The sequence below is a fragment of the Pseudomonas sp. Eqa60 genome, assembly GCF_018326405.1.
In the GTDB taxonomy this organism is placed as follows: domain Bacteria; phylum Pseudomonadota; class Gammaproteobacteria; order Pseudomonadales; family Pseudomonadaceae; genus Aquipseudomonas; species Aquipseudomonas protegens.
Genome location: NZ_AP024342.1, coordinates 57,532 through 83,119, shown reverse-complemented (window position 1 = coordinate 83,119; position 25,588 = coordinate 57,532). Strand labels below are relative to the sequence as shown.

The 25,588-nt window shown below is 63.6% G+C and carries 24 protein-coding genes and 1 pseudogene; 12 read left to right on the top strand and 13 right to left on the bottom strand.

Annotated features, from left to right (window positions below; translation table 11 throughout):
• Positions 1-24: 24 nt before the first annotated feature.
• Positions 25-666, top strand: coding sequence for a ribosome biogenesis GTP-binding protein YihA/YsxC (gene yihA / locus KI242_RS00425; RefSeq protein ID WP_011058471.1), 642 nt, complete (start codon positions 25-27; stop codon positions 664-666).
• A gap of 415 nt (positions 667-1,081) precedes the next feature.
• On the opposite strand, the gene polA is transcribed toward yihA, so the two are convergent.
• Positions 1,082-3,874, bottom strand: coding sequence for a DNA polymerase I (polA, locus tag KI242_RS00420; RefSeq protein WP_123431165.1), 2,793 nt, complete (start codon positions 3,872-3,874; stop codon positions 1,082-1,084).
• A gap of 74 nt (positions 3,875-3,948) precedes the next feature.
• Between polA and KI242_RS00415 the strand changes: the two genes are divergently transcribed.
• A complete protein-coding gene (locus KI242_RS00415; protein ID WP_011058469.1) occupies positions 3,949-4,236 on the top strand; it encodes a DUF2782 domain-containing protein in 288 nt (95 codons plus the stop codon).
• A gap of 65 nt (positions 4,237-4,301) precedes the next feature.
• On the top strand, positions 4,302-5,252 hold the full coding sequence (locus tag KI242_RS00410; RefSeq protein WP_123431164.1) for a homoserine kinase: 951 nt from the start codon (positions 4,302-4,304) through the stop codon (positions 5,250-5,252).
• A gap of 91 nt (positions 5,253-5,343) precedes the next feature.
• Here the strand turns inward: KI242_RS00410 and KI242_RS00405 are convergent, their stop codons facing one another.
• Complete coding sequence (locus tag KI242_RS00405) at positions 5,344-6,264, bottom strand: zinc ABC transporter substrate-binding protein (RefSeq protein ID WP_210671238.1); 921 nt, start codon at positions 6,262-6,264, stop codon at positions 5,344-5,346.
• A gap of 66 nt (positions 6,265-6,330) precedes the next feature.
• On the opposite strand from KI242_RS00405, the gene zur reads away from it, so the two are divergent.
• The 4 genes from zur to KI242_RS00385 are packed head-to-tail and all read left to right on the top strand — an operon-like array spanning position 6,331 to position 9,136.
• Positions 6,331-6,813: a zinc uptake transcriptional repressor Zur gene (gene zur, locus KI242_RS00400; protein WP_011058466.1), complete on the top strand. Its 483-nt coding sequence runs from the start codon at positions 6,331-6,333 to the stop codon at positions 6,811-6,813.
• A complete protein-coding gene (gene znuC, locus KI242_RS00395) occupies positions 6,813-7,598 on the top strand; it encodes a zinc ABC transporter ATP-binding protein ZnuC (protein WP_011058465.1) in 786 nt (261 codons plus the stop codon). Before zur ends, znuC begins: the two co-directional genes overlap by 1 nt.
• Entirely contained in the window at positions 7,591-8,379 is a 789-nt protein-coding gene (znuB, locus tag KI242_RS00390) for a zinc ABC transporter permease subunit ZnuB (protein WP_011058464.1), read from the top strand. The genes znuC and znuB overlap by 8 nt, the downstream gene beginning before the upstream one ends.
• 37 nt (positions 8,380-8,416) lie before the next feature.
• On the top strand, positions 8,417-9,136 hold the full coding sequence (locus tag KI242_RS00385; RefSeq protein WP_041114991.1) for a PA5502 family lipoprotein: 720 nt from the start codon (positions 8,417-8,419) through the stop codon (positions 9,134-9,136).
• 54 nt (positions 9,137-9,190) lie between these two features.
• On the opposite strand, the gene katE is transcribed toward KI242_RS00385, so the two are convergent.
• Entirely contained in the window at positions 9,191-11,383 is a 2,193-nt protein-coding gene (gene katE, locus KI242_RS00380) for a catalase HPII (protein ID WP_280517143.1), read from the bottom strand.
• Between the two features lie 215 nt (positions 11,384-11,598).
• On the opposite strand from katE, the gene KI242_RS00375 reads away from it, so the two are divergent.
• Genes KI242_RS00375 through KI242_RS00365 form a run of 3 tightly spaced genes read left to right on the top strand, consistent with a single transcriptional unit; the run spans position 11,599 to position 14,104 of the window.
• A complete protein-coding gene (locus KI242_RS00375) occupies positions 11,599-12,606 on the top strand; it encodes a methionine ABC transporter ATP-binding protein (protein WP_011058461.1) in 1,008 nt (335 codons plus the stop codon).
• Positions 12,606-13,271, top strand: coding sequence for a methionine ABC transporter permease (locus KI242_RS00370; RefSeq protein ID WP_011058460.1), 666 nt, complete (start codon positions 12,606-12,608; stop codon positions 13,269-13,271). The genes KI242_RS00375 and KI242_RS00370 overlap by 1 nt, the downstream gene beginning before the upstream one ends.
• A 59-nt stretch (positions 13,272-13,330) precedes the next feature.
• Positions 13,331-14,104, top strand: coding sequence for a MetQ/NlpA family ABC transporter substrate-binding protein (locus tag KI242_RS00365; RefSeq protein ID WP_174395494.1), 774 nt, complete (start codon positions 13,331-13,333; stop codon positions 14,102-14,104).
• A gap of 215 nt (positions 14,105-14,319) precedes the next feature.
• On the opposite strand, the gene KI242_RS00360 is transcribed toward KI242_RS00365, so the two are convergent.
• The 5 genes from KI242_RS00360 to KI242_RS00340 are packed head-to-tail and all read right to left on the bottom strand — an operon-like array spanning position 14,320 to position 18,228.
• Entirely contained in the window at positions 14,320-14,955 is a 636-nt protein-coding gene (locus KI242_RS00360; RefSeq protein WP_015633647.1) for an SCO family protein, read from the bottom strand.
• The gene (gene cyoE, locus KI242_RS00355) at positions 14,952-15,854 is read right to left on the bottom strand and encodes a heme o synthase (RefSeq protein ID WP_011058457.1); all 903 of its coding nucleotides are present in this window, start codon (positions 15,852-15,854) and stop codon (positions 14,952-14,954) included. Before cyoE ends, KI242_RS00360 begins: the two co-directional genes overlap by 4 nt.
• Positions 15,842-16,921, bottom strand: coding sequence for a COX15/CtaA family protein (locus KI242_RS00350; RefSeq protein WP_019095615.1), 1,080 nt, complete (start codon positions 16,919-16,921; stop codon positions 15,842-15,844). The genes cyoE and KI242_RS00350 overlap by 13 nt, the downstream gene beginning before the upstream one ends.
• 10 nt (positions 16,922-16,931) lie before the next feature.
• Positions 16,932-17,522 carry a hypothetical protein gene (locus tag KI242_RS00345; RefSeq protein ID WP_015633644.1) on the bottom strand — a complete coding sequence of 197 codons (591 nt, stop codon included), beginning with the start codon at positions 17,520-17,522 and terminating at the stop codon, positions 16,932-16,934.
• Positions 17,488-18,228 carry an SURF1 family protein gene (locus KI242_RS00340; protein WP_011058454.1) on the bottom strand — a complete coding sequence of 247 codons (741 nt, stop codon included), beginning with the start codon at positions 18,226-18,228 and terminating at the stop codon, positions 17,488-17,490. The genes KI242_RS00345 and KI242_RS00340 overlap by 35 nt, the downstream gene beginning before the upstream one ends.
• 70 nt (positions 18,229-18,298) lie before the next feature.
• On the opposite strand from KI242_RS00340, the gene KI242_RS00335 reads away from it, so the two are divergent.
• A complete protein-coding gene (locus KI242_RS00335) occupies positions 18,299-18,502 on the top strand; it encodes a twin transmembrane helix small protein (RefSeq protein WP_011058453.1) in 204 nt (67 codons plus the stop codon).
• Between the two features lie 6 nt (positions 18,503-18,508).
• Here KI242_RS00335 and KI242_RS00330 read toward each other — a convergent pair whose 3' ends face one another.
• The 4 genes and pseudogenes from KI242_RS00330 to coxB form a co-directional block, all read right to left on the bottom strand.
• Positions 18,509-19,396 carry a cytochrome c oxidase subunit 3 gene (locus KI242_RS00330; protein WP_015633642.1) on the bottom strand — a complete coding sequence of 296 codons (888 nt, stop codon included), beginning with the start codon at positions 19,394-19,396 and terminating at the stop codon, positions 18,509-18,511.
• A gap of 33 nt (positions 19,397-19,429) precedes the next feature.
• Positions 19,430-19,986 (bottom strand): annotated as a pseudogene (locus tag KI242_RS00325) (cytochrome c oxidase assembly protein).
• Positions 19,987-20,085: 99 nt separating this feature from the next.
• The gene (gene ctaD, locus KI242_RS00320; RefSeq protein WP_011058450.1) at positions 20,086-21,681 is read right to left on the bottom strand and encodes a cytochrome c oxidase subunit I; all 1,596 of its coding nucleotides are present in this window, start codon (positions 21,679-21,681) and stop codon (positions 20,086-20,088) included.
• A gap of 82 nt (positions 21,682-21,763) precedes the next feature.
• Positions 21,764-22,891 carry a cytochrome c oxidase subunit II gene (gene coxB, locus KI242_RS00315; RefSeq protein ID WP_011058449.1) on the bottom strand — a complete coding sequence of 376 codons (1,128 nt, stop codon included), beginning with the start codon at positions 22,889-22,891 and terminating at the stop codon, positions 21,764-21,766.
• A 373-nt stretch (positions 22,892-23,264) separates the two neighbouring features.
• On the opposite strand from coxB, the gene KI242_RS00310 reads away from it, so the two are divergent.
• Positions 23,265-23,915 (top strand): hypothetical protein, encoded by a 651-nt coding sequence (locus tag KI242_RS00310; RefSeq protein ID WP_015633641.1) that lies wholly within the window; start codon positions 23,265-23,267, stop codon positions 23,913-23,915.
• Positions 23,916-23,998: 83 nt separating this feature from the next.
• Here the strand turns inward: KI242_RS00310 and KI242_RS00305 are convergent, their stop codons facing one another.
• The gene (locus tag KI242_RS00305) at positions 23,999-25,534 is read right to left on the bottom strand and encodes a SulP family inorganic anion transporter (RefSeq protein WP_011058447.1); all 1,536 of its coding nucleotides are present in this window, start codon (positions 25,532-25,534) and stop codon (positions 23,999-24,001) included.
• Positions 25,535-25,588: the final 54 nt, after the last annotated feature.

The following is a 25,588-nucleotide window of genomic DNA, read 5'->3' as shown; positions in this document are numbered from 1 at the left end:
GGCATCGCCCCAATCGGAAATCCCATGCAACTCAAGAACCCCATCCTCGGTCTGTGCCAACAGGCTACGTTCATGCTCAGCGCCGCCAAAGTCGATCAATGCCCTGACGATGAAGGCTTCGAAGTGGCCTTTGCCGGGCGTTCCAACGCCGGCAAATCCAGCGCCCTGAACACCCTGACCCACGCCAGCCTGGCACGCACCTCGAAAACTCCGGGTCGCACGCAGTTGTTGAACTTCTTCAAGCTAGACGACGATCGCCGTCTGGTCGACCTGCCGGGCTACGGTTACGCCAAAGTGCCAATCCCGCTCAAGCAACACTGGCAGCGTCACCTGGAAGCCTACCTGGGCAGCCGCGAGAGCCTTAAGGGCCTGATCCTGATGATGGATATCCGTCATCCCATGACCGACTTCGACCTGCTGATGCTGGACTGGGCGGTCGCCAGCGGCATGCCGATGCACATCCTGCTGACCAAGGCCGACAAACTGACCTACGGCGCGGCCAAGAACACCCTGCTCAAGGTGCAGTCGCAGATCCGCAAGGGCTGGGGCGAAGCCGTCACCATCCAACTGTTCTCGGCCCCCAAGCGCATGGGCCTGGAAGAGGCCTACACCGTGCTGGCGGGCTGGATGGAACTGGCCGACAAAGGCGCCGAAGCCGAGGCCTGAGAGACGTAGGGAAAATTGCCTGGGGGATGATCAGGCAAGGCAAAAGCGCGGTGCGAAAGCGAAGTTTACTGGCTGTAAATGAGCATTTCGCGCCGCGCTTTTAACGCCGCATGATCATTTCCCAGGCGGTTTTCAGGCAAAAAAAACCCCGGACTTCGTATGGGGAGGGGGAAGTTCGGGGTTCAAGTTCTAGACCGCTAGGGCGGGGTCCAGATATCTGCCAACACTTAACACAACATAGGAGCATCGAAGGGCTTCACCAGCCATTCAGTAACTCTGAGTGGGCGTTCACCTATTTAGTTCCGGCCGGTTGCAAAAACTATTGGCAATAATCGATGAAATTTTCGGTGCTAATAGCTCTTCGCTAGTTTTTGCCGCGACACTATGCCGCGGCAAAAACACCTGAAAAGTGCCCTTAATGAGCCTCATCCCAGTTATTTCCCACCCCCACTTCCACCAATAGCGGCACATCCAGGGTCGCGGCACCGCTCATGTGCCCGCGAATTTCCTCACGAACCTGGTCCACCAGGTCCTCGCGCACTTCCAGCACCAGTTCGTCGTGCACCTGGAGAATCACTCGGGCATCCAGCCCCGAGGACTCCAGCCAGTTGTCCACGGCCACCATGGCTTTCTTGATGATATCTGCCGCGGTGCCCTGCATCGGCGCATTGATCGCGGTGCGTTCGGCGCCGGCGCGCTCCTGTGGCTTGTTGGAGTTGATCTCCGGCAGGTACAGGCGGCGACCGAAGATGGTCTCGACATAACCCTGGTCCGCGGCCTGGGCGCGGGTGCGGTCCATGTACTCGCGAACCCCCGGGTAACGCGCGAAGTAGGTGTCGATATAGGCCTTGGCCTGCTTGGTATCGACACCGATGTCCTTGCCCAGCTTCTGCGCGCCCATACCGTAGATCAGGCCGAAGTTGATGGCCTTGGCGCTGCGGCGCTGATCGGAAGTGACGTCCTTGAGCTCGACCTTGAACACCTCGGCCGCCGTGGCGGTGTGCACGTCCAGGTTGTTGCGGAAGGCGTTGAGCAAACCTTCATCGCGGGACAGGTGCGCCATGATCCGCAACTCGATCTGCGAATAGTCCGCTGCCAGCAGCTTGTAGCCTGGCGGCGCGATGAAGGCCTGGCGAATGCGCCGGCCTTCAGCGGTACGTACCGGAATGTTCTGCAGGTTCGGATCGCTGGAGGACAGCCGGCCGGTGGACGCTACCGCCTGATGATAGGAGGTATGGATGCGCCCGGTACGCGGGTTGATCTGCTCCGGCAGGCGGTCGGTATAGGTGCTTTTCAGCTTGCTCATGGAACGGTACTGCATCAGCACCCGCGGCAGCGGATAGTCGTCTTCCGCCAGCTTGGCCAGCACCTCTTCAGCCGTGGATGGCTGGCCCTTGGCAGTCTTTTTCAGCACCGGCAGGCCGAGCTTGTCGTAGAGGATGCTGCCCAGCTGCTTGGGCGAGCCCAGGTTGAACTCCTCGCCGGCGATCTCGAAGGCTTCGCGCTCCAGGGCGACCATCTTGTCCCCCAGTTCGATGCTCTGCACTCCCAGGAGCTTGTCGTCCACCAGTGCTCCCTGGCGCTCGATGCGCGCCAGGACCGGCACCAAAGGCATTTCGATATCGGTGAGCACGCTGGCCAGGCTCGGTATCGCGGTCAGCTTGTCGAACAGGACCTGGTGCAGGCGCAGGGTCACGTCGGCATCTTCCGCGGCGTAGGGGCCGGCCTGCTCAAGAGGAATCTGGTCGAAGGTCAACTGCTTGGCACCCTTGCCAGCGATGTCCTGGAAACTCACAGTGCTGTGGTCCAGGTACTTCTGCGCCAGGCTGTCCATGTCATGGCGGGTGGCGGTGGAGTTGAGCACGTAGGATTCGAGCATGGTATCGAAGGCCACGCCGCGCACAGTGATGCCATTGGCCTGGTCGCCGCCGATGGCGCAGTTGGCCAGGATGTTCATGTCGAACTTGGCGTGCTGGCCGACCTTGAGCAGCTTGGGATCTTCCAGCAAGGGCTTGAGGGCCAGCAGTACGCTGTCGCGATCCAGCTGTGCCGGCGCGCCCATGTAGGAGTGGGTCAGGGGAACATAGGCCGCTTCGCCGGCCTTGACCGAGAAGGACAGGCCCACCAGTTGCGCCTGCTGCGCATCGATCCCGGTGGTTTCGGTGTCGAAGGCAATCAGCTTGGCGCCCTTGAGCTTCTCCAGCCAGGCATCGAAACGCTCCTGGTCGAGGATGGTTTCGTACTGCAGCTCCAGCGGAGCTTGCTCCACAGTCTGCGGCGGCGGCACGGCGGCGGGTGTCGCCTCAGCGCCGCTGAGCTCGACACGCTTGGCATCGCGCTGCAACTCGTCGAGCCAGCTCTTGAACTCCAGCAGGCTGTAGAGCTCCACCAGCTTCTCGCGGTCCGGCTCGCCCAGGTGCAGGTCGTCGAGCCCGACATCCAGCGGCACGTCGACCTTGATGGTCGCCAACTGATAGGAGAGGAAGGCCATTTCCTTGTGTTCTTCGAGCTTGGCCGGCAAGGTCTTGGCCCCGCGGATCGGCAGGGTCGGTACGATATCGAGCTGTTCGTACAGCTCCTTCAACCCGCCATTGACCCCGACCAGCAGGCCGGAAGCGGTCTTCGGACCAATGCCCGGCACCCCGGGAATGTTGTCGGAAGAGTCGCCCATCAGCGCCAGGTAATCGATGATCTGCTCGGGAGCGACGCCGAATTTCTCCTTCACGCCTTCCACGTCCATGCTGCTACCGGACATGGTGTTGACCAGGGTAATGTGCCCGTCCACCAGCTGTGCCATGTCCTTGTCGCCAGTGGAAATCACCACCGGGCGGTCCGCTGCCGCGCTGCTGCGGGCCAGGGTGCCGATCACGTCATCGGCCTCGACCCCTTCCACGCACAACAAGGGGAAACCCAGGGCGATCACGCTGGCGTGCAACGGCTCGATCTGCACCCGCATGTCGTCGGGCATGCTCGGACGGTTGGCCTTGTATTCGGCATACATGTCATCGCGGAAGGTCCCGCCCTTGGCATCGAAGACCACGGCGAACGGGCTGTCCGGGTACTGTTTGCGCAGGCTCTTGAGCATGTTCAACACGCCCTTGACCGCGCCGGTAGGCAGGCCTTTGGAGGTGGTCAGCGGAGGCAGCGCGTGGAACGCGCGGTACAGATATGAAGAACCGTCCACCAGGACGAGGGGGGCTTGGCTCATGAGCGGGATCAACCTTTTCGGCGGGTCCGGCGCTAGAATAGCGGGACCGTTGACGACAAAGGGACAAGGTTATCATGCGCACACTAAATCGCTTGCTGCTGACCGGCTTGATTGCAATCGCTCCATTGGCCGCGATCGCCGCAGAAGATGCGCCATCAGCGGACCCGGAAGTAACCATTCGCACGGAAGGCGACAAGACCATCCAGGAATACCGGCAAAATGGCTTCCTGTATGCCATCAAGATCACGCCAAAGGGCGGCAAACCCTACTTCCTGGTGCGTGCCGATGGCTCGGACGGCAACTTCATCCGTTCGGATCAGCCGGATATGCTGATCCCTTCGTGGAAAATCTTTGAGTGGTAAACCACTCCGACTTCAACTCAATGGCGCTGGCTGGATAGCAGCGCCCGTACTGGCAGTTTTTAACCATGTCTGTGTTCACCCCCCTGGCTCGGCCCGAGCTGGAAACCTTTCTCGCCCCGTATGGGCTCGGCCGCCTGCTTGATTTCCAGGGGATCGCCGCTGGTAGCGAAAACACCAACTTCTTCATCAGCCTGGAACGGGGCGAGTTCGTCCTGACCCTGGTGGAACGTGGCCCGGTCCAGGAAATGCCGTTCTTCATTGAACTGCTGGACGTGCTGCACCAGGCCAACCTGCCAGTGCCCTATGCCCTGCGCACCACCGACGGCGTCGCCCTGCGCGAACTGGCGGGCAAGCCGGCGCTGCTGCAACCGCGGCTGGCGGGCAAGCACATCAAGCAGGCCAACGCCCAGCACTGTGCCCAGGTCGGTGAGCTGCTCGGCCACCTGCACGTGGCCACCAAGGACCACATGATCAAGCGCAAGACCGATCGCGGCCTGGACTGGATGCAGGAAGAGGGCAGGCAACTGCTGTCGCACCTGGCCCCCACGGCCCAAGACCTGCTGCAACGGGCCCTGGATGAAATCGCCGCTCAGAAGATGAAGATCCTCGCCCTGCCCCGGGCCAACATCCACGCCGATCTGTTTCGCGACAACGCCATGTTCGAAGGCACCCACCTGACCGGCCTGATCGACTTCTACAACGCCTGTTCGGGACCGATGCTCTACGACGTGGCGATCGCCCTGAATGACTGGTGCTCCGACGATGAAGGCGTACTCGACGGCCAACGGGCCCGAGCCCTGCTGGGCGCCTACGCGGCGCTGCGCCCGTTCACTGCGGCAGAGGCCGAACTCTGGCCGACCCTGCTGCGGGTAGCCTGCGTGCGCTTCTGGCTATCGCGGCTGATCGCCGCCGAGAGCTTCGCCGGGCAGGACGTGCTGATTCACGATCCGATGGAGTTCCAGCAGCGCCTGGCGCAGCGGCAACAGGTCAGCATCGCGCTGCCGTTCGCCCTGTAAAACGCTTCGCGGGCAAGCCCGCTCCTACAGAGATACGCTCAACCTGTAGGAGCGGGCTTGCCCGCGAAAGCCCTCGCGCAACAATCCCCGCTTAAAGCTGCTCCAAGCAGCCCGCCAGATCATTCCCCAACTTCTCCAGCACCTGCTCATAGCCTTGAGCGGTTGCCGGCGTGTAACCGCCCAACGCATCCAGCTCCGCCAGTTTCACCGGCAGGCCGGCCACCAGGGTTTCCGCCAGGCGTGGGCGCAGGGGCGGCTCGCTGAATACACAGGTCTTGCCCACCTGCTGCAAGCGCGCGCGCATGGCGGCGACGTGCTGGGCCCCCGGCTGGACTTCCGCTGCCACGCTGAACACCCCGGCGTGCTTGAGGCCGTAGGCGTCCTCGAAGTAGTCGAAAGCTTCGTGGAACACGAAGTAAGACTTGCCGGCGATCCCCGCCAGGCGGGCTTTCAAGCGGGCATCCAGGGCATCCAGACGCTCGCTGAACGCCTTCAGGTTGCTCTGGTAGCGGGCGGCATTGGCCGGGTCGGCGGCGCTCAGGTCCGCGGCCATGCGGGTGGCGATCACCCGGGCATTGACCGGCGACAGCCAGAGGTGCGCGTCCAGGGTGCCGGGGCGATGATCATGGTCATGTTCGTCGGCATCTTCAGCGTGGGAGTGGCTATCTTCGGCAAAGTGCCGGAGTTTCATGCCCGGCAGGTCCTGTACCGCCACCGAGGGCAGGCTACGGCCCTTCAGCACCCGCGGCAGGAAGCCTTCCATGTCCGGGCCGATCCAGTACAGCAGGTCCACACTCTGCACCTTGCGCACGTCCGAAGGGCGCAGCGCGTAGTTGTGCGGGGAAGCTCCGGGCGGCAGCAGCACCTCGGGAACCGCCACGCCATCCTGCACGGCGGCGGCAATCAGTTGCAGCGGCTTGATGCTGGTCAGCACCCGCACTTCGGCCTGGGCCGAGCCGATCGCGAACAGGCTGAAGGTAAAAGCGACAAAAAGGCGAAAAAGTCTGGGCACGATGGACACTCGAGGAGGCGAGAACGGGTAACATAATAACGTCTCTCACAAACCTCGTCGCCGCTCATGCCTAAAACACCCCTTGCCAGCCGTCCACACGACCACTCTCACTGCGTACACAGCGCACTGTCTGAGGCCGACGCCCTGTGCGCACGGCAAGGCCTGCGCCTGACCGCCCTGCGCCGGCGGGTGCTGGAGCTGGTGTGGCAAAGCCATAAGCCCCTGGGGGCCTACGACATCCTGGCCGTGCTCAGCGAGCAGGACGGCCGTCGCGCCGCCCCGCCAACGGTTTACCGGGCGCTGGATTTCCTCCTGGAAAACGGCCTGGTGCACCGCATCGCCTCGCTCAATGCCTTTGTCGGCTGCAACCACCCCGAGCACGCGCACCAGGGCCAGTTCCTGATCTGCCGCGAATGCCACGCCGCCATCGAGCTGGAACAGAAATCCATCAGCGACGCCATCATCAGCAGCGCCCGCGACGTCGGCTTCGTGGTCGAGGGCCAGACCGTCGAAGTGGTCGGGCTCTGCTCGGGCTGCCAGGGGGCTTGATGAGCAATGCGTTGATCCGCCTCGAGCAGGTCGGGGTGACCTTTGCCGGGCAGAACGTGCTGGAGAACATCCAGCTCAGCGTTGAACCCGGCCAGATCGTCACCCTGATCGGCCCCAATGGCGCCGGCAAGACCACGCTGGTGCGCGCCGTGCTCGGCCTGCTCAAGCCCGACACCGGCAGTGTCTGGCGCAAGCCCAAACTGCGGGTGGGCTACATGCCGCAGAAGCTTCATGTCGACCCGACCTTGCCGCTGTCGGTGCTGCGCTTTCTGCGCCTGGTGCCGGGAGTGGACCGTACCCGGGCGCTGGCAGCGCTCAAGGAAGTAGGTGCCGAGCAGGTGATCGACAGCCCGGTGCAGAGCATCTCCGGTGGCGAGATGCAGCGTGTGCTGCTGGCCCGGGCGCTGCTGCGCGAGCCGGAGCTGCTGGTGCTCGATGAACCGGTGCAAGGCGTCGACGTGGCCGGCCAGGCCGAGCTCTACAGCCTGATTACCCGCCTGCGCGACCGTCACGGCTGCGGCGTGCTGATGGTCTCCCACGACCTGCACCTGGTGATGAGCACCACCGATCAGGTGGTCTGCCTCAATCGCCACGTCTGCTGCTCTGGCCACCCCGAGCAGGTCAGCGGCGACCCGGCCTTCGTCGAGCTGTTCGGCAAGAACGCACCGAGCCTGGCGATCTACCACCACCATCACGACCATGCCCACGACCTGCATGGTTCGGTCGTCACCCAGCCCGCTTCGGGCCACGCCCATGTCCATGGAGAAAACTGCAAGCATGGCTGATTTTCTGCTCTACGCCCTGCTCGCAGGCCTGGCCCTGGCGGTGGTTGCCGGCCCCTTGGGGTCCTTTGTGGTCTGGCGTCGCATGGCCTATTTCGGCGACACCTTGTCCCACGCCGCGCTGCTCGGCGTGGCCCTGGGCTTTCTGCTGGATGTCAGCCCGGCGGTAGCGGTCACGGTCGGCTGCCTGCTGCTGGCGGTGCTGCTGGTGACCCTGCAACAGCGCCAACCCCTGGCTTCCGACACGCTGCTGGGGATTCTTGCACCCAGCACCCTGTCTCTGGGCCTGGTGGTACTAAGCTTCATGCATGAAGTGCGAATCGACCTGATGGCCTACCTGTTCGGTGACCTGCTGGCGATCAGCCCGGGCGACCTGGCGTGGATTCTCGGCGGTAGCGCGGCGGTGCTGTTGCTGCTGGTGGCGCTGTGGCGCCCCTTGCTGGCGATCACCGTGCACGAGGAGCTGGCCAGGGTCGAAGGCCTGCCTGTGGCCTCGCTGCGCCTGGCGCTGATGCTGCTGATCGCCGTGGTGATTGCCGTGGCCATGAAGATTGTCGGGGTGTTGCTGATCACTTCGCTGTTGATCATCCCGGCCGCTGCGGCACAGCGTCACGCCCGCTCGCCGGAGCAGATGGCCCTGGGCGCCAGCCTGCTGGGCATGCTCGCGGTGTGCGGCGGGCTGGCGCTGTCCTGGTTCAAGGACACACCGGCCGGGCCGTCGATCGTGGTCACCGCCGCCACACTGTTTCTGCTGAGTTTTGTTCTGCCCCGTCGAGGGGTGTAGACTTGCTCGCTTTTTGCGCAATTAGAGAGTCGCAGGAATGAAGCCGTTCGCCTCCCGTTATCTGCTCCTTGTCGCATTTTCCCTGCTACTGGGAGCCTGCCAAAGCACGCCACCAGCGGCCACCGAGGTCCCTGATGCACGGGCCACGGCCATCGCGCAGCTGGAACAAAACATCGCCAGCAGCGAACTGGCCACCGCGGAAGATCAACTCAGCGCCTTGCAGGCGCAGACGCCCGACGACCCGCAACTGGTGCAGTACCAGCGGCAGTTGGCCGAAGCCTATCTGCAGCGCAGCCAGATCGTCCTGCAGAAGGGCGATGTGAACGCCGCAGCCACGGCCCTGAGCCGTGCCCGGGCACTGATGCCCAAGGCTCCGGCGCTGACCGGTGGGGTCAACAATGCCATTGCCCACGCCCGCAAGGCGGAGCTGGACAAGGCCGAAGCCGCCCTGAAGGCCGCCGAAGCGCGCCCTGCGGCCAAGCTGATCGATCCGACCGCCGAGAGCACCACCGTCGCCTTGAACGTCACTGATATCCGCAAGCTGCGGCACCAACTCGATGCCCTGGCCGCCGATGTAGTGAATTACCAGTGCGACGTGAGCATCCAGGTACCACGCACCGAGGATTACCCCTGGCTATCGACCCTGCTCGGCAAGCGGGTGAAGAAGCTCGACCCGGACTTTGAACAGAAGATCAGTCGGCAAATCGTGCGCCATGTACCGGCGCAGATGGTGCTGACTCCGCGCAAGGCGCAGTAAAGCCTTCGCCGGCAAGCCGGCTCCTACACGGAGCAGGCTTGTCGGAGAAAGTGTTCAGGCCGGGATTGCCTTGGCCTTTTCCTCTCGGCTCCAGACCCGATGCTGAGCGATGGCGGCAATGAATGCCTTCAGCGCCTTGGCATCGGCCCCCACGATCAAGCCTTCATCCGCCTCCAGCCGCAGGCTGTGCAACAGCTCCCGGGCATCGCCGTGCAGGGCAATCGCCTTGAGGTGCTTGTACGCCTCCAGCAAGTAATGCAGGGCCACGCCATTGCCGCTCAAGGCCTTGATCGACTGCGCACCTCCGGGCACGAACACCGCATCGAAGGCCACCGATGGCAAGCCCTCCATGGACGCATCCACCGGCAGGCTCTTGCCGTCCGCCGTGGTGACCGGCGCCGAGGTCGACCCCAGTAGCTTGGCGTGCGCTCCTTCGGCCTTGAGAGCCTTCTTCAGCGCATCGATCGCTGCACCATTGACGCCATTGGCCGCCAGAATCGCCACCTTCCGGGTTTTGATATTGCCCGGCAACAGGTTCGCCTGGCTCAGGGCCGGCGAGCGCGAGAGCGAAGTCTTGCGCTCCGCCACCGTGGCTTTCTTCGGCGCCGCCAGCCCGAGGTTCTCGGCCACTCGCGCGGCCAGTTGCAGGTCGATGTTGGCCAGAATCTCGTTGACCTGGCGTTCGCGGATCCATTCACGTTCCACCTTGCCCAGCTCAAAGCTGTAGGCGGCGATGATGTGCTCCTGCTCGTGCTTGCTCATGCTCTTGTAGAAGAGCCGCGCCTGGGAGAAATGGTCGCTGAACGATTCGCTGCGCTGGCGGATCTTGTGCGCATCGATACGCTCGTTGTAACTCTCGAAGCCGCCATCCTCGGCCGCCGGTGGGGTTTCCCGGGGCCAGCCGCCGTCGATGGAATTGGGCTCATAGGAGGCCCGGCCCTTGTCCAGGGTGATGCGGTGCATGGCGTCGCGCTGGCTGTTGTGGAAGGGCGCCAGCGGCCGATTGATCGGCAATTCGTGGAAGTTCGGCCCACCCAGGCGGCTGATCTGGGTATCGGTGTAGGAAAACAGCCGTCCTTGCAACAGCGGGTCGTTGGAGAAGTCGATCCCGGGCACTATGTGCCCCGGGCAGAAGGCGACCTGCTCGGTCTCGGCAAAATAGTTGTCCGGGTTGCGGTTCAGCACCATCTTGCCCAGGGGCGTGATCGGCACCAGCTCCTCGGGAATCAGCTTGGTCGGGTCGAGGATGTCGAAATCAAAGTTGTGCTCGTCTTCCTCGGCGATGATCTGTACACCGAACTCCCACTCCGGGTAATCCCCGGCTTCGATCGATTCCCACAGGTCGCGGCGATGGAAGTCGGTGTCCTTGCCCGCCAGCTTCTGCGCCTCATCCCAGACCAGCGAACAGGTACCCACCGTCGGCCGCCAGTGGAACTTGACGAAGCTCGACCGGCCCTGGGCGTTGATCAGGCGAAAGGTATGCACGCCAAAGCCCTGCATGGCCCGCAGGCTTTTCGGAATGGCCCGGTCGGACATGGCCCAGATCACCATGTGCGCCGATTCCGGCTGCAGCGAGACAAAGTCCCAGAAGGTGTCATGGGCCGAGCCGCCGGTGGGTATTTCGTTGTGGGGTTCGGGTTTCACGGCGTGTACGAAATCGGGGAACTTGATCGCGTCCTGAATGAAGAACACCGGCATGTTGTTGCCCACCAAGTCGAAGTTGCCTTCGTCAGTGAAGAACTTCACCGCAAAGCCGCGCACGTCACGCACGGTGTCGCCAGAGCCCCTTGGCCCCTGGACCGTGGAAAAGCGTACGAACACTGGTGTTTTCTTCCCCGGATCACGCAGGAAACCGGCCTTGGTCAATGCCGAATGGTTGTCATAGCTCTGGAAGTAACCATGGGCTCCCACCCCTCGGGCATGCACGATGCGCTCGGGAATCCGCTCATGGTCGAAGTGGGTGATCTTCTCCCGCATGATGAAGTCTTCCAGCAGCGAAGGCCCACGAGCACCGGCTTTGAGGGTGTTCTGGTTGTCGGCGATCTTCACCCCCTGGTTGGTCCGCAGGGCCTGCCCGGTGGCGTCGGAGCGGAACGTCTCCAGGCTCTTGAGCTTGCTGTTGCTGTTGCCGCGGTCCAGGGTGTCGGTCCCGGCCATCTGGCTTTTTGGGGTATCGGGCTTCTTCGTGCTCATCAGGCAAAACTCCTCGTTGGCGAAATCCCTGGCGTGCCGGGGCTTCGTGGGCAAAGGCCTCCAGGCACGGCACCTGGCGGCTTTCGAGTGACTTAACTAGTGACTGACGAGAAGGTGCGAGCGTTCCTTTTTTATGACCTTTGATCGCGTTATTGCCAAATGGCAGGATGATTGCGAAATAAATGCTAAGAACCTCTATACGGACAGGCTAAAATGCGCGCCCGGCTAACCGCTGATCCTTTTCTAACGCGCCCCACAAGGTTCGCTACGTGATCGAGTTTCAAAACGTCCATAAAACCTACCGGGTCGCCGGTAAGGATATTCCCGCCCTGCACCCGACCAGCCTTCGGGTCGAGAATGGCCAGGTGTTCGGCCTGATCGGCCACTCCGGTGCGGGTAAAAGTACTCTGCTGCGCCTGATCAACCGCCTGGAAAACCCCAGTGGCGGCACCATCGTCGTCGACGACGAAGACGTCACCGCCCTGGACGCCAGTGGCCTGCGCCGCTTCCGCCAGCAGGTCGGCATGATCTTCCAGCACTTCAACCTGCTGTCGTCCAAGACCGTGGCCGACAACGTCGCCCTGCCCCTGACCCTGGCCGGCGAGCTGTCGCGCAGCGACATCGACCGCCGGGTGGCCGAGCTGCTGGACCGGGTCGGCCTGGCCGACCACGCGAAGAAATACCCGGCGCAGCTGTCCGGCGGCCAGAAGCAGCGCGTCGGCATCGCCCGCGCCCTGGCCACCAAGCCGAAGATCCTGCTGTGCGACGAGGCCACCAGCGCCCTGGACCCGCAGACCACCGCCTCGGTCCTGCAACTGCTGGCCGAGATCAACCGCGAGCTGAACCTGACCATCGTCCTGATCACCCACGAGATGGACGTGATCCGTCGCGTCTGTGACCAGGTGGCGGTGATGGACGCCGGCGTGATCGTCGAACAGGGCCCGGTGGCCGACGTGTTCCTGCACCCCAAGCACCCGACCACCCGGCGCTTCGTCCAGGAAGACGAGCAGATCGACGAGAACGAGCAGCGCGACGACTTCGCCCACGTACCGGGGCGCATCGTGCGCCTGACCTTCCAGGGCGATTCCACCTACGCGCCGCTGCTGGGCACCGTGGCCCGGGAGACCGGGGTCGACTACAGCATCCTCGCCGGACGCATCGACCGCATCAAGGACACCCCTTATGGGCAACTGACCCTGGCCATCACCGGCGGTGACATGGAAGCGGCCTTCGCCCGCTTCACCGCGGCGGATGTCCACATGGAGGTGCTGCGCTGATGGATACCTTCTTCGCCAACATCGACTGGCTGGAAATCTGGCTGGCCACCGGCGACACCCTGATGATGCTCGGCGGCTCGCTGCTGTTCACCGTACTGCTGGGCCTGCCACTGGGCGTGCTGCTGTTCCTCTGCAGCCCGCGCCAACTGCTGGAGCAGAAGTCGCTGTATGCGCTGCTGTCGCTGGTGGTCAACATCCTGCGTTCGCTGCCGTTCATCATTCTGCTGATCGTGATGATTCCCTTCACCGTACTGATCACCGGCACATCGCTGGGGGTTGCCGGGGCCATTCCACCGCTGGTGGTCGGCGCCACGCCGTTCTTTGCCCGGCTGGTGGAAACCGCCCTGCGCGAAGTGGATCGCGGCATCATCGAGGCCACCCAGTCCATGGGTGCCAGCACCCGGCAGATCATTACCAATGCCTTGCTCCCGGAAGCCCGCCCGGGCATCTTTGCCGCTATCACCGTGACTGCCATTACCCTGGTGTCCTACACCGCCATGGCCGGCGTGGTGGGGGCCGGTGGCCTGGGCGACCTGGCGATCCGCTTCGGCTACCAGCGCTTCCAGACCGATGTGATGGTGGTGACCGTGGTGTTGCTGCTGGTGCTGGTCCAGGTTCTGCAAACCGTCGGCGACAAGCTGGTGGTGCACTTTTCCCGCAAATAAAATTGCCGGCCCAGGCCGGCAGGCGCCCGGGGTCGGGCGACTTACAAGGAGCTTGTTGGATGAAAAAACTACTCGTCGCTTTCGCAGCCGTTGCCGCGTTCTCCGCGCACGCCGCCGAAACCCTGACCGTGGCCGCCACACCAGTGCCCCACGCCGAGATCCTGGAATTCGTCAAACCGGCCCTGGCCAAGGAAGGCGTGGACCTGAAGGTCAAGGTCTTCACCGACTACGTGCAGCCCAACGTGCAAGTCGCCGAAAAGCGCCTGGACGCCAACTTCTTCCAGCACCAGCCCTACCTGGATGAGTTCAACAAGGCCAAGGGCACCCAGCTGGTGAACGTTGCCGGTGTTCACGTCGAGCCCCTGGGTGCCTATTCCAGCAAGTACAAGCAGCTCTCCGAACTGCCGGGCGGCGCCACCGTGGTGATCCCCAACGACGCCACCAACGGCGGCCGCGCGCTGTTGCTGCTGGACAAGGCCGGCCTGATCAAGCTCAAGGATTCCAACAACATCCTGGCCACCATCAAGGACATCACCGAGAACCCAAAGGACCTGAAGTTCCGTGAACTGGAAGCCGCCACCATCCCGCGCGTGCTGACCCAGGTCGACCTGGCGCTGATCAACACCAACTATGCCCTGGAAGCCAAGCTGGATCCTTCCAAGGACGCCCTGGTGATCGAAGGCAAGGATTCGCCTTACGTGAACATCCTGGTGGCCCGTCCTGACGACAAGGATTCGGACGCCATGAAGAAGCTGGTCGCGGCCCTGCACAGCCCTGAAGTGAAGCAGTTCATTCTCGAGAAGTACAAAGGCGCCATCGTGCCGGCGTTCTGATCGGTTGCAGAAACACAAACGGGGCGCCTTGGGGCGCCCCGTTTCGTTGTAGCCGCTGCCGAAGGCCGGGATAAGGCGCCCAGCGTCTTCCGAGGGCCTCAGGAGCGCGTCCTCTTCGAGGCCGATCGCAGCCTGCGGCAGCGGCTACAGGGTTCGGCGGTTCGGCGGTTCGGCGGTTCGGCGGTTCGGCGGTTCGGCGGTTCGAGCATGTAGCGTTATTTGCGCTGCAGCATCACAGGCAGTTGGGCCACCAGCTTCTGGTTGTTCAGCGGAGCACGGATGAAACCGCGCTGGGTACCGTCCGGGCCGATCACCGCCAGGTTGCCGCTGTGGTCCACGGTGTAGTTGGGCTTGCTGGTATCGGCCGGGATGAAGGGAATGCTCACGGCGTTGGCGAGCTTCTGCAGGTCTTCCACCGAGGAGGCGGTCAGGCCCTTGAAGTCCTTGTCGAAGTAGCCCAGGTACTGCTTGAGCTGCTGCGGGGTATCACGGTTGGGGTCGACGCTGACCAGGACCACCTGCAGCTTGTCCACCGCTTCCTTGGGCAGCTCGCTCTTGATCTGCCGCAACTGCGCCAGGGTGGTGGGGCAGATGTCCGGGCAGAAGGTGTAGCCGAAGAACAGCAGCGACCATTTGCCCTTCAGCTCGTCGATCACCACTGGCTGGCCGTCCTGATCGACCATCTTCACCGCAGGCAGGGTACGGCTTTGCGGCAGCAGGATGATGCCCGCATCGATCAGTGCAGTGGGGTCGCCCTGACCCTTGCCGGACAGTACTTTGTTGACGGTAAGCCCCAGCACCAGGGCCACCAGGGCAACGAGAATAAAGACGGTTTTCTGAGTTCGAGTCATAGGTTCAACAATAGGTAGTGGTCTACGAGCAGGGCGATGAACAGCAGGAACAAGTAATAAATAGAGTACTTGAAGGTGTTGATCGCCGCGTGCGGCCGAGTGCCACGGTACAGCACCCAGGCCCATTGCAGGAAGCGCCCGCCCAGGGCCAGGGCACACACCAGGTACAGCACGCCACTCATGTGGATGACATAGGGCAGCAGGCTCACCGCCAGCAGGGCAAAGGTGTAGAGCAGGATGTGCACCTTGGTGTAGTGCTCGCCATGGGTGACCGGCAGCATCGGGATATCGGCCTTGGCGTACTCCTCTTTGCGGTGGATGGCCAGGGCCCAGAAGTGCGGCGGGGTCCAGGCGAAGATGATCAGCACCAGCAGCAGCGGTTCGGCGCTCATGTGCCCGGTGGCGGCGACCCAGCCCAGCAACGGTGGAGCCGCGCCGGCCAGCCCGCCGATCACGATGTTCTGCGGCGTCGCGCGCTTCAGAAACCCGGTGTAGACCACCGCATAGCCCAGCAGCGAGGCCAGGGTCAGCCAGGCCGTGAGTGGGTTGGTGAAGGTCAGCAGCAGCGCCTGCCCGGCTAGCGCCAGGAGCAGGGCAAAGGCCAGCGCCGCTCGTGGCGATACCCGGCCTTCGGCCAGGGGCCGCTTGTGGGTCCGGGCCATCAGCGCGTCGATGCGCCGGTCCACCACATGGTTGACCGCCGCCGCGCCACCCGCGCACAGGGCAATGCCCAGGTTGCCGAACACCAGCACGGTCCACGGAACCCCAGCGCGGGTGGCGAGGAACATGCCCACCAGCGAGGTGATCAGCATCAGCACCACCACCTTGGGTTTGGTCAGCTCCAGGTAATCGCGCCAGATCGCCTGGGGATGCTGACGTTCGCTGATCAGAGTCGCCATGGCATCTCTCCTTTGATGGTGATGGGACCCGCCATCTGTTTACGCGGGCTGAGCCGCCAGCCCAGGGGCAGGCGATCCCGGGCCCGTACCAGGCTGGTACGGGCGTGGTAGTTGACCAGCACCAGGGTCAGCAGCAGCGCCGCCCCCCCGGCGTTGTGGGCCACGGCCACCGGCAGTGGCAAATGAAAGAACACGTTGCTCAGGCCCAGGCTGACCTGCGCGCCCAGCGCCACCAGCACCAGCCCGGCCAGGCGGGTCATGCCGGTCTGCCGCAGCTGCCAGGCCAGGCCCAGCAACACCAGGGTCACCAGCACCGCGCCAACCCGGTGGGTCATGTGGATGGCGGTGCGGGCATCGCTGTCCAGTTGCCCGCCCAGGTAGTTGGGGCCGATGTGCTGGGTCAGGTGGAAGCCGTTGGCGAAGTCCATGTTCGGCCACCACTGGCCATGGCAGGTGGGCAGGTCGATACAGGCCACCGCCGCGTAGTTGGAACTGACCCAGCCACCCAGGGCGATCTGCCCGATCACCAGCACCAGCCCGGCGGTGGCCCAGTACTGCAAGCGCCGCGGCACGATCAGCGCCGGCAATACCCCGGACAGGCGCAAGGTCAGCAGGAACAACAGGCTCAGGGTGGCGAAACCGCCCAGCAGGTGCGCGGTGACCACTTGCGGCCAGAGCTTGAGGGTCACTGTCCACATGCCGAAGGCCGCCTGGGCGAACACCACTGCCAGGAGGAACAGCGGTAGCTTCAGGGGCTGCCCCGGATGCCGGCGATGGGTCCAGGCCCGGGCCGCCAGGAGCACGATCAGCAGCCCCAGGGTACCGGCGAAGTATCGGTGGATCATCTCGTTCCAGCCCTTGTGGGCCTCCACCGGGGTATCGGGAAAATGCAGCTCGGCATGGGCCAACTGGGCTTCGCTTTTCGGCACGCTGATAAAGCCGTAGCAGCCGGGCCAGTCCGGGCAGCCGAGGCCGGCATGGGTCAGCCGGGTGTAGGCGCCGAGCAGCACCACGATCAGGGCCAGCAAGGTGGCAAACAACGCGAGGCGAAATCCAGGTTTGGCCATGACGATGCCCTTATCCGATGTTCGACAGTTTCAGCAGGTGGCGCAGGTCGTTGAGCAGGTCCTTGCCCTTGACCCGGGCGTCATAGCGCAGCACCAGGTTGCTGTGGGGGTCGACGATCCACAGCTGCGGCGCCTCCTTGTCGTTGGCGCCCTTGGTGAAGGTCGCCAGGTCCAGGGGGTAGCGTTGCAGTTGCGGGTATTCACGCTGCAGCTTGGCTTCGTATTCGGCGCTCAGGGGCCGGGCGCTGGCCAGGGCATGGCTGGCCCGCGAGGCATCACGGCCCAGGGCGATCTGGATCTGCCGCGCCAGGTACACCAGTTGCTGGCAATCCACTGCGCACTCCCCGGGCGCGGTGACCAGAACCTGCCAGCGATCCTCCTCGGCCTGCACGCCGATCTGGGCGCGGGTCTGGCCATTGCCGATCAGCTCGCCGTGATAGCTGCGGCTTTCCGGTACCCAGAACTGCAGCTTGTACATGCCGGTGGCAAGGATCATCGGGCCGATCACCATCAGCAGGATCAGCACCAGTTGCCAGCGGCCGCGCCGCCGGTTGGGCGCCTGGGCGTCAGAGATGTTGGGTGGATTCATGGCCGTTCCCATGGCGTTTCTCCCGAGTGTTGTGCCAGCCGAAATAGAGATAGAGAGCGAACAGCGCCAGGGCCATGGCGAACCACTGCACCGCATAGGCCTGGTGTTTTTCCGGGCCCATGGCGACCACCGGCCATTCGGTCAGGTAGGCACCCGGGCCCGACTCCAGGCGCACTTCATGGTCGAAACCGCTGCGGCCCAGCTCGGCCCAGAGCGCCTGTGGACCCACGGCGGTAATCAGCCGCGGCCAGCTCGCGCCGCTGGGGTCGGCGTGCAGCTGGAATGCCGCGCCCGGCGAAACGTAGACCCAGGCATCCAGGCTCAGGCTCTGCTGCGGGGTGCTGAATACGGGAGGCGTGCGCCGGTCGGGCCAGGGCAGCCAGCCGCGGTTGACCAGCAGCCAGCGACCGCTGGCCTGGTCGAGGAAGGGTTGCAGCAGCTCGACCCCGACCTTGCCGTCATGCAGGCGGTTATCCAGCAACAGGCTGTGGTCGGCATCGAAATGACCGTGCAGGCGTACCCGGCGAAAAGCCGGATCCTCGCTGGCCAACAGCTCGAACAGGGCCACCGGCTCCGCCGCACGGCGCTCGGCGTAGCTGGCCAGCAACTGGCGCTTCTGCTCGCCCCGGCCCAGTTGCCAGAAGCCCAGGGCAACCAGCACCGGCAGCAGCAAAAGCACCACCAGGGTCGGCCCGATGCCCGGCCGGAAGCCCTTCATGGCTGGCCTGCAAGGCTGAGAAATCCACTCGCTATACTGCTGTACATCGCGTTTCCCCCGGAGTCCCACCATGCTCAAAGCAGCCATCGTCCTGATGCTGATTGCCACGGTTGTCAGCCTGTTCAGCGGCCTGTTCTTTCTGGTCAAGGACGACAGTTCATCCAAGCGCCTGGTGACCTCACTGAGCATTCGGGTCGCGCTGGCCGTGGTCACCGTCGGCTTGATCGCCTGGGGTTTCTTCAGCGGCCAGCTGGTCTCCCACGCGCCCTGGTAGGGCGCCTCAGAGCACGTAGACGAAAACGAACAGGCCGATCCAGACCACGTCGACGAAGTGCCAGTACCAGCTGGCGGCCTCGAAGCCGAACTGGTGCTCGGCGTCGAAATGCCCGCGCATAATGCGCATCAGCATCACGAACAGGATCAGGGTGCCAATGGTCACGTGGGCACCGTGGAAACCGGTGAGCATGAAGAAGGTGGCGCCGTAGATCCCCGAACCCAGGGTCAGCCCCAGCTCGTGGTAGGCATGGATGTATTCCTCGGCCTGAAAGCCCAGGAAGGCGCAACCCAGCAGCACCGTCAGCGCCAGCCAGATCTTCAGCGCGCCCCGATGGCCTTTCTTCAAGGCGTGGTGGGCGATGGTCACGGTGACGCTGGAACTCACCAGCAGGATGGTGTTGAGCAGCGGCAGGCCCCAGGGGCTGATGGTGCCCTTGGGCGGCGGAAAGAGTTTCGGGTCGGGGTTGTTGAGCAGCGGCCAGACGAACTCGAAGTTCGGCCACAGCATGTGGGCGATGCCCTTGTGCCCCTCACCGCCGAGCCAGGGCCCGGACATGTGCCGCACATAGAACAGCGCACCGAAGAAGGCCATGAAGAACATCACTTCGGAAAAGATGAACCAGCTCATGCCCCAGCGGAACGAGCGATCGAGCTGGGCGCTGTAGAGCCCGGCGCGGCTTTCCTTGACCACCGCACCAAACCAGCCGAACAGCATGTAGGCCAGCAGCAGGCCGCCGACGAAAAAGATCAGCGGGCCGTGGGATTCCGGTCGCGCAGCCTTGAGGTCGTTGAACCAGATGCCCAGGCCCACCACGGTGACGAACATGCCCACCGTTGCGATGATCGGCCACTTGCTCTGGGCGGGAACGTAATAGTGCTCATGAGTCGCCATGGGTTGTTCTCCTTATCGGGCACGCTAGATCGTCTAGCCACCGTTCTTGGCGGCAACCGCCACCGGTGGATGACGCGCGGTGATATCGAACAGCGTGTAAGCCAGCGTCAGGTGCTTCACATCCTTGGGCATGTCACGGTCAACGATGAAACGCACCGGCATCTCGATCTTCTCGCCCGGCTGCAGCACCTGCTGGGTAAAGCAGAAGCACTCGGTCTTGTGGAAATACATGGCCGCGCTGCTGGGGGAGATGCTCGGGATCGCCTGGGCGCTCATCGGGTGGTCGCTGGGGTTGCGGGCGATGAAGATCATCTCGTTCACCGCCCCGGATGGACCACGATGTCATCGGACTTGGGATAGAAATCCCAGACCATGTCGATGGCATTGGTGGACAGGAACTGCACCCGCACCTGGCGCGATACATCCACCTGCTGCCCCTGGTCCGCATACTGCCCACCGGTCTTGCCGTTGATCCCCAGGGCCTTGCACATCACGTCGTAGATCGGCACCAGGGCAAAACCGAAGACGAACATCGCCACCACCACCAGCAACAGGCGGGTCACCAGTTTCTTCAGCGTTACCTCGGCCATCTCAACGTCCTCCCAAGCCTGTAGGAGCCGGCTTGCCGGCGAAGCGGGCACCACCCTCTGGCGCCTTCGCGAGCGAGCTCGCTCCTACAGCACAGATGTTCATTTCACTTCCGGCGGGGTGACAAAGGTGTGGTACGGCGCCGGCGAGGGAATACTCCACTCCAGGCCTTCGGCACCTTCCCAGGGTTTGGCCGGAGCCGCTTTGCCGCCGCGGATGCACTTGATGACGATGAACAGGAAGAAGATCTGCGTCGCACCGAAAGTGAAGGCACCGATGGAGGACACCATGTTGAAGTCGGCGAACTGCAGGTTGTAGTCCGGGATCCGCCGCGGCATGCCCGCCAGCCCCACGAAGTGCATGGGGAAGAACGCCATGTTCATGCCGACGAAGGACAGCCAGAAGTGCAGCTTGCCCAGGGTCTCGTCGTACATGTGCCCGGTCCACTTGGGCAGCCAGTAGTAGGCCGAGGCGAAGATCCCAAAGATCGCCCCCGGCACCAGTACGTAGTGGAAGTGCGCCACCACGAAGTAGGTGTCCTGGTACTGGAAGTCCGCCGGGGCAATGGCCAGCATCAGCCCGGAGAAACCGCCGATGGTGAACAGGATGACGAAGGCCACCGCGAACAGCATCGGTGTCTCGAAGGTCAGCGAGCCCTGCCACATGGTACTCACCCAGTTGAACACCTTGACCCCGGTGGGCACGGCGATCAGCAGGGTGGCGTACATGAAGAACAGCTCGCCCACCAGCGGGATGCCCACCACGAACATGTGGTGCGCCCAGACGATGAACGACAGGAAGGCGATCGCTCCGGTGGCATAGACCATCGAGGTGTAGCCGAACAGTGGCTTGCGGCTGAAGGTGGGGATGATCGAGCTGACCGCGCCGAAGGCAGGCAGGATCATGATGTACACCTCGGGGTGGCCGAAGAACCAGAACACGTGCTGGAACAACACCGGGTCACCGCCGCCGGCTGCACTGAAGAAGCTGGTGCCGAAATGGATGTCCATCAGCATCATGGTCACCACCCCGGCCAGTACCGGCATCACCGCAATCAGCAGGAAGGCGGTGATCAGCCAGGTCCAGACGAACAGTGGCATCTTCATCAGGGTCATGCCCGGGGCTCGCAGGTTGAGGATGGTGGCGATCACGTTGATCGCGCCCATGATCGAGCTGACGCCCATCAAGTGGATGGCGAAGATGAAGAAGGTCACGCTTTCCGGGGCGTAGGTGGTGGACAAGGGGGCATAGAAGGTCCAGCCGAAGTTCGGCCCGCCGCCGGGCATGAACAGGGTCGAGATCAGCAACAGGAAGGCCGCCGGCAGCAGCCAGAAGCTGAAGTTGTTCATCCGCGGCAGGGCCATGTCCGGCGCGCCGATCATCAACGGGATCATCCAGTTGGCCAGGCCGACGAAGGCCGGCATCACCGCACCGAAGACCATCACCAGGCCATGCATGGTGGTCATCTGGTTGAAGAACGCCGGCTCGACGATCTGCAGCCCGGGCTGGAACAGTTCGGCACGGATCACCATGGCGAACGAGCCGCCCAGCAGGAACATGCAGAAGCTGAACCACAGGTACAGGGTGCCGATGTCCTTGTGGTTGGTGGTCAGTACCCAGCGCATCAGGCCCTTGGCCGGGCCATGGGCGTGGTCATCATGGCCGGCGTGGCCGTGGTCATCGATCACAGCACTCATGTCCTGTCTCCTGCGAGCGAATGGACTGGATGATCGGCGGCGAAACGCCGCGACCGGTTGCGCACATACCCCATGAGCCGGCTCATTTGCTTTCCGCCTGCTTCAGCGCCAGGACTTCCTTGGGCGTCACCATGTCGCCCTTGTTGTTGCCCCAGGCGTTGCGTTCGTAGGTGACGACGGCGGCGATGTCGACTTCCGACAGCTGCTTGCCGAAGGCGGCCATGGCGGTGCCCGGCTTGCCGTGGAACACCAGGCTCAGGTGAGCCTCCTTGGGACCGGTAGCGATCTTCGAGCCCTTGAGGGCCGGGAACATCGGCGGCAGGCCCTGGCCTTCCGCCTGGTGACAGGCAACGCAGGTGGTGTGGTAGATCTTGTCACCGCGGGCCACCAGCTCGTCGAGGGTCCATTCCTTGCTGGTCAGCTCCTTGAGCTTGGCCGCCTCGGCCTTGCGCTCGCCCATCCAGGTGTCGTAGTCGGCCTGGCTCTTGACCTCCACCACGATCGGCATAAAGCCGTGGTCCTTGCCGCACAGCTCGGCGCATTGGCCACGGTAGATGCCGGGCTTGTCGACCCGGGTCCAGGCCTCATTGACGAAACCCGGGATAGCATCACGCTTGACCGCAAAGGCCGGCACCCACCAGGAGTGGATGACGTCGGCGGCGGTCACCAGAAAGCGCACCTTGGCCCCCACTGGCAGTACCAGCGGCTGGTCGACCTCCAGCAGGTAGTGCTCGCCCTTGGTGCTCTGGTTGTGGATCTGGTCGGCGGGGGTGGCCAGGTTGCTGAAGAACTCCACGTCCTGGCCGAGGTACTTGTAGTGCCACTTCCACTGATAGCCGGTGATCTGGATATCCACGTCCGGCTCGCTGGTGTCGTACATCTTGATCAGCGTCGCCGTGGCAGGCACGGCCATGGCCACCAGGATCAGGAAGGGAATGATGGTCCAGAGGATTTCCACCGTGGTGCTTTCGTGGAATTTGGCCGGGACCTGGCCGACGGAACGGCGGTGAACGATCATCGACCAGAACATCGCACCGAAGACGATGACGCCGATCACCACACAGATCCAGAAGATGGTCATGTGCAGGTCGAATACCGCGTGGCTTATCTCGGTCGCCCCAGGCGTCATATTCACGGTCCAGGCGGCTTGCGCCTGGCTGAATACCGACCACAACAGGAGGCCCATCCAGACATGTGGATGTCGCATCATTGCGGGTTCCCCTTATCGTTCTTGTTATCCCGCCGGCTTAACACCTGCGGCAAGGGAGCGGCTGCCTAGACTACGAACTTAAACCGGCCGAGCCTTCGCTGCATTTGCAGTCGGGCGTCATCAGCTAACTTCATACAAGGGCGAGTATAGACAGCGACTCCCACCTCGCAACGCGAGGGCGTAAATCAGCTGAAACACTAATAAGGAGGTTTGCAGGCCACGGCGGGAAAGGGATCGAGTGCCCTGGATGGCGAAACGATATAACCGTGGTGACTAAGCATGAAATAATTATGACAAATGCGTCTTAAGCGCTTTTGTAAGCAGGCTAACTTATGTTCTCCCTATTCAATTGCCCTTGTTCCCTGGAGTTTTCATGAACACCGCCGCATTGCGCGAGCAGATCAAACTGGCCCAGCAGCACGAAGCCAGTACCGGCCTCCTGACCCGTCAGTTGGAGAGCCAATTGCCTCACCTGCACCCCGCCATCCAGCTGCCCGAAGTCGACGCCAAGGGCGTCATGACCCGTTTTGTCAGCGCCTATATCGACCAGGTTCCAGACCTTCTGGACGCCGCCAACTCTGTAGCCCGGGAAGCCGGCATCGAGTCGCAGATCAAGCCGGTGCTGAAGATCGCCGAGCAATTCTTCCTCCAGCCGCCGGCCATCATGGATGGCCACGTCGGCCTCGACGGCCTGCTGGATGAAGCCTATCTGGCCCACCGTCTGGTGGAAGAGGTCAACGACCTGTACATCAAGCATTTCGGCCGTCCGCTGATCCCCCTGGACATGACTGTCGCCAACCTCATCGCCCACCAACTGATCGGCGAAACCTTCGCCAACCAGCTGGACGAAGCGGTGCACCACGCCGTCGACGCCATGCTCGACGAAGAAAGCTTCGCCCTGGAGTCGGTGGAAGCCTACCGCGAGAAACTCAGCAGCCCGGACACCGAGGCCGCCTGGAAACGCTGGCCTTGCCTGTCACGCCAACTGGGCGTGGAACTGGAACTCGACCAGCCAGCCGCCTGACCCACTCCTCGCCAGCAAGGCTCGCAGCGAGCCTTGTGGCGAAGGGCCTGGCTTGCCCAAGCCCCTCCCGTCCACCCGGCGATTCAACCTCTCGCCGCAGCCGCCCCCACGCCGCTGGTGGTGGTCAACCGGCCCTCCAGGCGCCGCTTCAAGCCCCGCGTTTCGATCACCAGCCGCGAGCCCTTGGCACTGTTGGCCCGATTCCAGTCTTCCAGCAACTCCAGGCACGCATGGTCGATATAACTGAGGTTGCTGAGGGGCACATGCACAGTGGTGGCCGGGGGAATCGTCGCCAGCACCCGAGTCAGGGCCGGCACCTTGAGAAAGGTCGCAGCGCCGACCAGACGCAACTCCATCTCGCCTTCCTCTGCCAGGTCGATCAGGCTGATCTTCAAGCGCGACGCCTTGAACGCCAGCTTGGCCAGGGTCAGGGCAAAGCCGATCAGTACCCCGGTCAGCAGGTCGCTGAAGACAATCGCCAGGGCCGTCACCGCGTAAGTCAGCATCGGCATGCGCCCGTAGCGCCCCAGGCCGCGAAAGACCTTGAGGTCCACCAGCTTGAAGCCGGTGTAGACCAGCACCCCCGCCAGGCTCGCCACCGGAATGCTCTGCAGCACGCTGGACAGCACCAGCACGAAACCCAGCAGCCACAGGCCATGGAAAATCGTCGAATAACGGGTCTGGGCCCCGGCCTGGACATTGGCCGAGCTGCGCACGATGACACCGGTCATGGGCAGGGCACCCAGCAGACCGCAGAGCATGTTGCCCACGCCCTGGGCCGACAGTTCACGGTCGAAGTCCGAGCGCTGGCCGCTGTGCATGCGATCCACCGCGGCGGCGGACAGCAGGGTTTCGGCACTGGCGATAAAGGCCACGGCGAAGGCGGCGATCAGCAGGTTGGGGTCCGCCAGGTTGAGCAGGTCGGCGGGGCGCAGCCAGTCGATGGCCTCGGCCAGGTTGGCCGGCACCTCGACGCGCTTCACCGGCAGCGCCAGCAGCAGGCTGGCCAGGGTCGCCAGCCCGACACCGAGCAGGGCACCGGGGATGAACCGCAGCGCCTGGGGCCGCCACTTGTCCCAGCCCCACATCACCGCGATGGTCGCCAACCCCAGCAAGCCAGCCTGCCACCCCAGGCTCGGCAAGGCCTGCGCCAGAGCCTGGGGAAAGCCCACAAGGTTATCCAGGCCCGAGGCCTGGGGCGCGGCATCGAGCATCACATGCACCTGGGACAGCACGATCAGCACGCCGATGCCCGCCAGCATGCCGTAGACCACCGCTGGCGCCGTGACCCGGAACCAGCAACCCAGGCGCAGGCGCCCGGCCAGCAATTGCAGCAGCCCGGCCAGCAGCAGGATCGGCCCGAGCATGGCCACCCCATGCTGGCGCACCAGCTCGAACACCAGCACCGCCAGCCCGGCCGCCGGCCCGCTGACCTGCAAGGGCGAGCCCGCCAGCCAGCCCACCACCAGGCCACCGATGATCCCGGTGATCAGGCCCTTGGCCGGCGGCAGGCCCGAGGCAATGGCGATCCCCATGCACAGGGGCAGGGCCACCAGAAACACCACCACCGAAGCCAGCAGCTCCCGTGGCAGGACACTTTTCAACTGTGCTGCACGCATGACAGTTCTCCCGACTTTTCTTCAGGCGTGGCAAAGCCGGGCCGCCAGATGGCA